Genomic DNA, 9,732 nt, shown 5'->3' on the forward strand with positions numbered 1-9,732 from the left:
CCGGCCCTCGCCGCCGGGGAACAACACGGTGAAGACCTCGGTGAACTCGCGTTCGACGTCGGCATACGCCTCGCTGAACACCTGCAGGATGCGGGCGTCGACCTCGTCGACCACCCCGAGCAGGTCCTTGCGGGCGGCCTTGACGTCCTCGAGCTGGGTGGACAGGAAGTTGTATCGCTCCTCGAGCGCGGCGAACTCCTCCAGCGCCAGCGGGTTCACCCGGCCCAGTTCGGCCAGCTCACGCTCGGCCCGCTTGGCGCGGCGTTCCTGGGTGGCCCGGTCGTAGGGAATCGGCGCGGGCGCGAAGACCTGCTCACCGCGCTCCTTGGCCTGCTCGTATTCGGCCATCTCCAGATCGGTCGGCGGCAGCAGGTTGTCCGGCCCGTACTCGGCGATCAGGTCGGCCGGCGCCATCCCGAACTGCTCGAGCACCATCTGCTCGAGCTGCTCGATCCGCATCGCCGCCTGGGCGTTGGCCACCTCGTCGCGGTGCAGCGAGTCGGTCAGGGCGGCCACCCGGGCGCTCAGCGCGTTCACCTCGTCGCGCACCGCGGCCATCGCGGTCGCGCGCTGCTGGCGCTCGGCGGCCAGCGCGTCGCGGATCTTGGACGCGGCGTCGACGACCCCGGTCAACCGCTGCGCCAGCAGCCGCCCGGAGTCGGCCACCGCCGCCGCCACCGCGGCGGCACGCAACCGCGCCTCCCGCGCCTGCTGGGCCCGCAGCCGGGCTTCGCGCTCGGCCGCGGCCGCGCGGCGCAACGAGTCCGCGCGCCCCCGCACCGCGTTCGCCCGCTCTTCGGCGGTCCGCACCGCCAGCCGTGCCTCCACCTCGACGCTGCGCGCGGCTTCGGTCGCCGCGGCGATCCGCTGCCGGTCCACGGGATCTTCGGTCGGCGCCTGCTGGGTCTCCTGCGCGTTGCGCAGCCGGGTCTCCAGTTCGGTGACCTCGGCGACGGTCTGGGTCCGGCCCGCTTCGAGCTCCTCGCGCTGCCGCAGCAGCCTGCTCCACTCGTCCTCGGACGTCCGGGCCTCCTGGCCCAGCCGGCCCAGCTGTTCGTACATCCCCGAGATCTCGCTGTCGGATTCGTTGAGCGCGGCCAGCGCCTGCTCGGCGGAGTCCTGGCGGGCGGCCTGCTCGGTCAGCGCCCCGGACAGCGCCGCGCTGAGCTGGGCCACCCGCGCCTCGGCGGCGGTCAGCTCGTCGCCGGCCTTGTCGATCTCCGACGTCACCTCGAGCGTGGACAGCTTGCGGTCCGAGCCGCCGCTCACCCAGCCGGCGCCCACCAGGTCGCCGTCGAGGGTGACCGCACGCAACCGGGGATGCGCGGCCACCAGCGCCAGCGCGCGGTCCAGGTCGTCGACCACCGCGACGCCGGAGAGCATGGCCGTGATCGCGCCGCGCAGCCGGGCGGGCGCGTCGATCAGGTCGAGCGCCCACAGCGCACCCGCCGGGGCGGCCTGCGGGGTGGGCTGATCGGCGGGCCAGTCGCCCAGCACCAGCGCGGCGCGGCCGCCGTCGGCCTCCTTGAGCGCGGCGACGGCCGAGCGGGCCGCGCCGAAGCTTTCGGCGGCCAGGGCGTCGGCCGCCGATCCCAGCACCGCGGCCAGCGCCGCCTCATACCCGGAACGGACCTTGACCAACTTGGCCATCGGACCCAAAAGACCTGTGCCGTCGTGGTTTTGGGTGAGCCACGCCGCGCCGTCCTTGCGCTCGAGCCCGATCGCGAGCGCGTCGATGCGGGCCCGCAACGAGGCCACCTGGCGTTCGGCGTCCCGCTCGGCGGACTGCAGTTCGGCGACCCGCTCGTCGGCCAGCCGCAATGCGGCGACGGTGCGCTCGTGGTGTTCGTCGAGACCCACCTCGCCCTGGTCGAGTTCACCGACCCGGCCCTGCACGGTCTCGAATTCCACCTTGGCCTGCTGCGCGCGGGCGGCGGCGGCTTCGATGCGTTCGGACAGCCGCGCAACGCTGTCGTCGATCGATTCGACGCGGGCCCGCATCGTCTCCACCTGGCCGGTCAGCCGGGCGAGGCCTTCCCGCCGGTCCGCCTCCGCGCGCACGGCCGCCATGTGAGCCCGGTCGGCCTCGGCGGCTTCGCGCTCGCGCTCGGCCAGTTCGGCGCGCGCGCCGTCCAGCCGGGTCCGGGCGCCGGCCAGCTCGGCGAGCAGCTGTTGCTCGGCGGCCGCGACCCGCTCCGCCTCGGCTTCCAGCGCGGCGGGGTCGGTGTCGCCAGTGGCGACCGGCTCAACGTCGAGGTGCTGGGCCCGCTCGCTGGCGATGCGTACGGTCGCGGCGACCCGTTCGGCCAGCGCGGACAGCGCAAACCAGGTGTGCTGAACGGACTCTGCGCGGCTGGAGAGTTCGGCGACCGCCGCCTCGTGCGTCGTCAGCTCCTCGGACGCCACCGCCAGCCGCGCGGCCGCCTGGTCGTGGTCGCGCCGCATGGCGGCCTCGGCCTCGAAGATGGCCTCCCGCTCGCCCTGCCGGTTGACCAGGTCATCGGCGGCCAGCCGCAGCCGGGCGTCGCGCAGGTCGGCCTGGATGGTCTGGGCGCGACGGGCCACCTCGGCCTGGCGGCCCAGCGGTTTGAGCTGGCGACGCAACTCGGTGGTCAGGTCGGTCAGTCGGGCCAGGTTCGCCGACATCGCGTCGAGTTTGCGCAGCGCCTTTTCCTTGCGCTTGCGGTGCTTGAGCACGCCGGCGGCTTCCTCGATGAACGCGCGACGGTCTTCGGGCCGCGATTGCAGGATCTCGTCGAGCTTGCCCTGCCCGACGATGACGTGCATCTCCCGGCCGATGCCGGAGTCGCTCAGCAGCTCCTGAACATCCATCAAACGGCAACTGCTGCCGTTGATTTCGTACTCGCTGGCGCCGTCGCGGAACATCCGCCGCGTGATCGACACCTCGGAGTATTCGATGGGCAGCGCGTTGTCGGAGTTGTCGATGGTGACGGTGACCTCGGCGCGCCCCAGCGGGGCCCGCGACGACGTCCCGGCGAAGATGACGTCCTCCATCTTCCCGCCGCGCAGGGTCTTTGCTCCCTGCTCCCCCATGACCCAGGCCAGCGCGTCGACGACGTTGGATTTGCCCGAGCCGTTGGGTCCGACGACGGCGGTGATGCCCGGTTCGAACCGCAGAGTCGTCGGCGAGGCGAAGGACTTGAAGCCCTTCAGCGTCAGACTCTTGAGGTACACGGCGAGCCAGACTACCGCTCAAATCGGCCCGGACGGCGGCACCGCGGGGTGTCGGCCGGCCCGAAATAGGGCGGTGTTTTTGGCGGTCGACGCACTGGTCACAGTGGTCACATCAGCCACGGGCCGAAGGTGAATGTCGCCCTGCGAAACGCGCTGGCGCCGGCGCTATCACGTTGCGGATTCGCCCATCGACGCCGCAGTCGGTGCCGGTGTGACAGATGTGAGGCCCAGGGGCTCGTCGGACGCCCGGACCCTGCCCGTCAGCGCTCGACGAAACCTTCGAACCGCTCCTGGGGCTGTGACCAGTCGGCGACCACCTTGTCGACGTGGCCGGGCCGCGACGGCCATGCGGTGCCGCCTTCCAGCAGGTGCAGCAGCTTCTCGCCGGCCGGCCGCGGGCCCTGGGCGACCACCAGAACGCGGCCGTCGGCCTGGTTGGCGGCATAGCCGGTGAGACCCAGTTCCAGCGCCCGGCAGCGGGTCCACCAGCGGAAACCGACGCCTTGGACCTGGCCGTGCACCCATGCGGTGAGCCGGGTGTCAGGCTCCGACATCGCTGACCTCGGAGCTGACCTCGAAGTTGACGGTGGTTCCGGACTTGAGCGTGCGGCCGACCGTGCAGACCTGGTCGATCGCGCGGTTGACCACGACCAGCAGGCGCTGCTTCTCGTCGTCGGCCAGCGACGACAGGTCCAGTTCCAGGGTCTCCTCGAGCAGCGGATAGCGTTCCTGCTCCCGGTCGGCGGCGCCGGAGACCTTCACCACCGCCTTGTAGTCGTCGCCCAGCCGGCGGGCCAGCGGCAGGTCGCTGGACATCCCGCTGCACGCCGCGAGCGCGATCTTGAGCAGCTCACCGGGGGTGAACACGCCTTCGACGTCCTCGGAGCCGATCAGCACCTGCGCCCCTCGTGAGCTGTACCCGGTGTAGCGGCGAGTTCCGGTGCGTTCCACCCATAGTTCGGCCATGGCTCATTTCTACCGGGCGTCCGAACTTTTCCGGCACGGGCATACTGTTTTGCATGTCCACCGTGGTCGCATTCCATGCCCACCCGGACGACGAGGTCGTGCTCACGGGTGGCACCCTGGCGCGGGCGGCGGCGGCCGGGCACCGGGTGGTCGTGGTCACGGCGACCGACGGTCGCGTGCACAACGAGGACCACAACGACCGGCTGAACGAATTACGTTTGAGCGCAAGCATTCTCGGGGCGCATCGGGTGGAGTGCCTGGGGTACGCCGACAGCGGCTACGGGCCGCTGTTCTACCCGGATCCGCCCGGGCGCACCCGATTCGGCCGCGCGGACCTCGACGAGGCGGCCGGGCGGCTGGCCGGCATCCTGCGCGACGAACACGCCGACCTGCTGCTCAGCTATCAGCCCAACGGCGGCTATGGCCACCGCGACCACGTCCAGGTGCACCACGTCGGCAAGCGGGCCGCCGAACTCGCCGCCATCCCGCGGGTACTAGAGGTGACGATGCCGCGCGAAATGCTGCTTCGCGTCAGCGATGTCGCGCATTTGTTGCGGCTGCCGGAGCCGTACGAACGCGACATCGTCCGCGGCGCCTACGCCCCCCGCGCCACGATCACCCATCGCGTCAACGTCTTCGGATTCGCGCGCCAGAAGCGCGACGCATTCGCCGCGCACCGCTCCCAGATCGGCGCTTCGGGTCTGGTCGCGGGTGTGTTCGGGCTGCTGTTGCGGTTGCCGCCTCAGGTGTTTGGTGCGCTGTTTTGCCACGAGTGGTTCGTGGACCCGGCGCTGCCCACCGGGACGCTGCGCCGCGACATCTTCGATTGACTCATCCGCGTTCGAAAGCTCAGCCCCGTGGGCGCGGTTGACATTTCGGGCAGTAGAACGACGAGCGGTTCATGAACTTCTCCCGGCGCATCACCGCCCCGCAGCGACGGCAGGCGTGGCCCGCACGGCCGTAGGCGTCCAACGATCGGTCGAAGTATCCGGACTCGCCGTTGACGTTGACATACAGCGAGTCAAACGACGTCCCCCCTTTGGCCAGCGCGTCGCGCATCACGGCGGCGGCCGCGTCGAGCACGGCGGTCAGCTGCTTGCGGCTCAGCGTGTCGGACAGTCGCGCGCCGTGCAGCTTGGCCCGCCACAGCGCCTCGTCGGCGTAGATGTTGCCGATACCCGACACCACCTGTTGATCGAGCAGCTGCCGTTTGATCTCGGAATGCTTGCGCCGCAAGACTTTTACCACCGCGTCCGCGTCGAAGCGGGGGTCCAGCGGGTCACGCGCCAGGTGCGCGACCGGTTCGGGCACCACGCTGCCGTCCACCTCGACCAAATCGGCGAGCATCCACCCCCCGAAGGTGCGCTGGTCGGCGAAACTCAGCACGGTCCCGTCGTCGAGCAGCGCGGAGATCCGGACGTGGTCGGCGCGCGGCACCGCACCGAGCAGCATCTGCCCGCTCATGCCGAGGTGAACCACGAGCGCCGTATCCGATTGCTGCCCAACGGGTTCGGTGTCGAGCAGCAGCCACAGGTATTTGCCGCGCCGATCGGTGCCGGTGATTCTCGCGTTCAGCAGCCGGGCGGTCAGGTCCGCGGGCCCGGCTTCATGACGACGCACCGCGCGCGGGTGGTGCACCCGCACGGCGGTGATCGTCTTGCCGACGACGTGGGCGTGCAGGCCGCGGCGCACCACCTCGACTTCGGGCAGTTCGGGCATTCAGACAGACACCATCTAGTTGGGCGTCGTCCCCGCGGTGTCCAGCACGTCGAGGGTTTTCCAGGTCTGGGCCGCGGCCTTCTGCTCGGCTTCCTTCTTGGAGCGGCCCACCCCGGTGCCGTATTCGGTCTCGGCCACCACGACCACGGCGGTGAATTCCTTGTCGTGGTCGGGGCCGGTGGAGGTGACGACGTAGGACGGCGCGCCCATGCCGCGCGCCGCGGTCAGCTCCTGCAGGCTCGTCTTCCAGTCCAGCCCGGCTCCCAGCGTCGGCGCGGCGTCCAGCAGCGGACCGAACAACCGCAGAATCACCTCGCGCGCAACGTCGATGCCGTGCTCGAGATAGATCGCGCCCAGCAGCGATTCCATCCCGTCGGCCAGGATGCTGGATTTGTCGGCCCCGCCGGTGTTGGCCTCGCCACGCCCCAGCAGCAGATGGACGCCGAGGCCCCCGTCGCACAGCTTGCGCGCGACGTCGGCCAGCGCCTGGGTGTTGACGACGCTCGCCCGCAGCTTGGCCAGGTCACCCTCGCTGCGGTCGGGGTGGCGGTGGTAGAGCTCGTCGGTGATCGTCAGCCCCAGCACGGCGTCGCCCAGGAACTCCAGGCGCTCGTTGGTGGGCAGTCCGCCGTGCTCGTAGGCGTAGCTGCGATGCGTCAGCGCCAGGGACAGCAGTTCGTCGGACAGTTCAACCCCGAGGGCGTCGAGCAGAACCTGCCGTGAACTCACCGCTGGTCCCGCGACTCGTCCGACTCGGCGCTGAACATGCCCGCCAGCTTGGCCCACCGCGGATCGATGCGATCGTGCCGGTGGCCCGGCTCGGCGGCCAGCGGGACGCCGCATTCGGGACACAGCCCCGGGCAGTCCGGGGTGCATACGGGCGAGAACGGGAGCTCCAGCCCGACGGCGTCGCGGATCGACTGCTCGAGGTCGATGGTGTCGTCGACGATGTGGCCCACCTCGTCTTCCTCGGTGGTCGCCTCGGTGGTGCTGTCCGGGTAGGCGAACAGTTCGGTCAGCCGCACCTGCACGTGGCTCTGTAGCTTGGTCAGGCAACGCGAGCACTCACCGGCGGTCGGGGCGGTCACCGTCCCGGTCACCAGGACGCCTTCGGACACCGATTGGACCTGGAGGTCCAGGTCCAGGTCCGCGCCGGCCTCGATCGCGATCATGTCCAGCCCGATGCGGGACGGACTGGGCACGGTTTTTCGCAGGGTGACCATGGCCCCGGGGCGCCGCCCGAGCCGGGTGATGTCGAACGCCATCGGTCCGGCAAGCCGTGACGCTGCGCCGCGGGCCGATGATGTGCTGTGCTGCCGCGTCATACCGGGAATCCTACGGCGCTGACCCGACAATTCCAGGGCGTGGCCGCCCGGGTGGACCGCCGCGCGGGGCTAGCGCACGGCGTAGTCGTGGGTTCCGGCGGCGGTGCGCAGTTGGTGACGACCGCGTCCCACCGAGCGCAGGGTGCCGTTGAGGAATTCCTCGAACTCGGCGAGCTTGTTGTCGACGTAGATGTCGCACTCGCCGCGCAGCCGGTCGGCCTCGGCGTGCGCCGAGTCGATGAGCCGGGTGGCCTCGGCGTTGGCCGCCTCCACCACGCTGTTCTGCGACACCAGGCGCTGCTGCTCCTTGATGCCCTCTTGCACGGCCTTCTCGTAGGAGATGTTGCCGTTTTCCAGCAGCCGGTCGGCTTCGGCCTGGGCGCGCCCGACGCTGGCTTCGTACTCGCGCTTGGCCGCCGTGGCGATGCGCATCGACTCTTCGCGAGCCTCGCCGACCATCCGCTCGCTGTGCTGGCGCGCCTCGCTCACCATCCGGTCGGCTTGCGCCTTGGCGTCGGACAGCAGCCGGTCGGCCTCCGCGCGGGCGTGGTTGAGCATGGACTCCGACTCGGTGGTCGCCGAGGCCACCATGGACTCGGAGTGCGTCTTGGCGTCCTGCAGCATCGAATCGCGGGCGTCCAACACATCCTGGGCGTCATCCAGTTCGCCCGGAATCGCATCCTTGATGTCGTCGATCAACTCCAGCACGTCGCCGCGGGGCACCACGCAGCCGGCCGTCATCGGAACGCCACGGGCTTCTTCCACGATGGCGCTGAGTTCGTCCAGCGCCTCAAAGACTCGATACACGGCCATACCCTCCTGGCGTCTGCAAAGATCCGGTTGTTACCAGTGTGCCTGGTGTTGTCCCTGTGACAGCGGTGGCGAGCCCGGTGTGTCGGGTATTTGCCCGTTCGGGGCGCCTCAAACGACCCGGCGCGCCGTTTCCGGCCAGGTCGCAGGAATCCAGTGTCATCAGAAAGCGCCCGTTCACGCTGTTACCGCGGCCGCCACGGCCGCACGAGGTGGTTCATCCATATTCGGCGCCGGGCTCCCGCCGAGGCTCGACGGGCGCGGGGCCCGGGGTTTGCGTCGACACGCCGGGGCCCGGCTATTTGCCAGCGATTCTAGGCGCCGGGCGGCCGGGCCACTATCTCGGTCGCCGGCGATATACCCCCTCGGGGTATACTGCACGGGGTGCGCGGGCGCCCTACGGTTTACCCAGGAGGACACAGTGACGGTGCTATCGGCGATCGGGCACGCGTTGACGCTCGCGGGCTCGATGACGTGGGAAATCTTATGGGCGCTGATCCTGGGTTTCGCCCTCTCGGCGGTGGTGCAGGCCGTCGTGCGGCGTTCAACGATCGTGTCGCTGATGGGCGACGACCGTCCGCGCACCCTGGCGATCTCCGCGGGGCTGGGCGCGGCGTCGTCGTCGTGCTCGTACGCCGCGGTGGCGCTGGCGCGGTCGCTGTTTCGCAAGGGCGCCGACTTCACCGCCGCGATGGCATTCGAAATCGGTTCCACCAACCTGGTGGTGGAACTGGGCATCATCCTGGCGCTGCTGATGGGCTGGCAATTCACCGCCGCCGAATTCGTCGGCGGCCCACTGATGATCGTCGCGCTCGCCGTGCTGTTCCGGCTGTTCGTGCGTTCGCGACTCGTGGACGCCGCCCGCGAGCAGGCCGAGCGGGGAATCGCCGGATCCATGGAAGGCCATGCGGCCATGGACATGTCGATCCAGGGCGAGGGCTCGTTCTGGCGACGGCTGTTTTCCCCGGCGGGCCTCACCTCGGTTTCACACGTGTTCGTGATGGAGTGGCTGGCGATCCTGCGCGACCTCGTGCTGGGCTTGTTGATCGCCGGCGCCGTCGCGGCCTGGGTACCCGAAAAGTTCTGGCAGGTCTTCTTTTTGGCCGATCACCCGGGCCTCTCGGCGCTGTGGGGCCCGATCGTGGGGCCCATTGTGGCGATCGTGTCCTTCGTGTGCTCCATCGGCAACGTGCCGCTGGCCGCGGTGCTGTGGAACGGAGGCATCAGCTTCGGCGGTGTCATCGCCTTCATCTACGCCGACCTGTTGATCCTTCCGATCCTCAACATCTACCGCAAGTATTACGGCACCAAGATGATGCTGACGCTACTGGGCACCTTCTACGCCGCTATGGTGGCCGCCGGATATCTGGTCGAATTGGTCTTCGGCACAACACATCTCATTCCCAAGCAGCGCAACGCGACGGTGATCGAGGCGTCGATCTCCTGGAACTACACGACGTGGCTCAACATCGCCTTCCTGATGCTCGCGGCAGTCCTGATCGCCCGGTTCGTCACGTCCGGAGGTCTGCCGATGGTGCGCATGATGGGCGGCTCCCCCGAGGCCGGCCCATCAGAGCATCGGCACTGAGGAGTCTCAGGGTTGCGGCAACCGCACGTCCAGCACCACGCAGCGCCCTTGCCCGGCCTCGGCGAGCGCCCATTCGACGGCCTTGCTCATCTCCGCCGGCGTGTGCACCGTGCGTCCGCTGCCGCTACG

9 protein-coding genes are annotated in these 9,732 nt (G+C 69.8%); 2 read left to right on the forward strand and 7 right to left on the reverse strand.

The window, feature by feature from the left end; translation table 11 throughout:
* The 3 genes from smc to A5659_RS04090 form a co-directional block, all read right to left on the reverse strand.
* On the reverse strand, positions 1–3,195 hold a 3,195-nt coding region (smc, locus tag A5659_RS04080), incomplete at its 3' end, for a chromosome segregation protein SMC (RefSeq protein WP_067179430.1).
* 260 nt (positions 3,196–3,455) lie between these two features.
* Positions 3,456–3,749, reverse strand: a complete 294-nt coding sequence (locus tag A5659_RS04085; RefSeq protein WP_066859986.1) for an acylphosphatase — start codon at positions 3,747–3,749, stop codon at positions 3,456–3,458.
* Positions 3,736–4,161 (reverse strand): OsmC family protein, encoded by a 426-nt coding sequence (locus tag A5659_RS04090; protein WP_067179432.1) that lies wholly within the window; start codon positions 4,159–4,161, stop codon positions 3,736–3,738. Before A5659_RS04090 ends, A5659_RS04085 begins: the two co-directional genes overlap by 14 nt.
* Positions 4,162–4,214: 53 nt before the next feature.
* Here A5659_RS04090 and A5659_RS04095 point away from each other — a divergent pair, with 53 nt between their 5' ends.
* The gene (locus tag A5659_RS04095; protein ID WP_066876555.1) at positions 4,215–4,991 is read left to right on the forward strand and encodes a PIG-L deacetylase family protein; all 777 of its coding nucleotides are present in this window, start codon (positions 4,215–4,217) and stop codon (positions 4,989–4,991) included.
* Positions 4,992–5,010: 19 nt separating this feature from the next.
* On the opposite strand, the gene mutM is transcribed toward A5659_RS04095, so the two are convergent.
* The 4 genes from mutM to sepIVA all read right to left on the reverse strand — a co-directional run bounded on the left by mutM (position 5,011) and on the right by sepIVA (position 8,012).
* Positions 5,011–5,880 (reverse strand): DNA-formamidopyrimidine glycosylase, encoded by an 870-nt coding sequence (gene mutM, locus A5659_RS04100; RefSeq protein ID WP_066876557.1) that lies wholly within the window; start codon positions 5,878–5,880, stop codon positions 5,011–5,013.
* Positions 5,881–5,895: 15 nt separating this feature from the next.
* Positions 5,896–6,609 (reverse strand): ribonuclease III, encoded by a 714-nt coding sequence (rnc, locus tag A5659_RS04105; protein WP_067019566.1) that lies wholly within the window; start codon positions 6,607–6,609, stop codon positions 5,896–5,898.
* Entirely contained in the window at positions 6,606–7,205 is a 600-nt protein-coding gene (locus A5659_RS04110) for a DUF177 domain-containing protein (protein WP_197497908.1), read from the reverse strand. The genes rnc and A5659_RS04110 overlap by 4 nt, the downstream gene beginning before the upstream one ends.
* Positions 7,206–7,274: 69 nt before the next feature.
* A complete protein-coding gene (sepIVA, locus tag A5659_RS04115) occupies positions 7,275–8,012 on the reverse strand; it encodes a cell division protein SepIVA (RefSeq protein WP_066860047.1) in 738 nt (245 codons plus the stop codon).
* Between the two features lie 424 nt (positions 8,013–8,436).
* Between sepIVA and A5659_RS04120 the strand changes: the two genes are divergently transcribed.
* The gene (locus A5659_RS04120) at positions 8,437–9,603 is read left to right on the forward strand and encodes a permease (protein WP_082975892.1); all 1,167 of its coding nucleotides are present in this window, start codon (positions 8,437–8,439) and stop codon (positions 9,601–9,603) included.
* Positions 9,604–9,732: the final 129 nt, after the last annotated feature.

Source organism: Mycobacterium sp. 1165196.3 (assembly GCF_001673415.1).
Lineage (GTDB): Bacteria > Actinomycetota > Actinomycetes > Mycobacteriales > Mycobacteriaceae > Mycobacterium > Mycobacterium europaeum_A.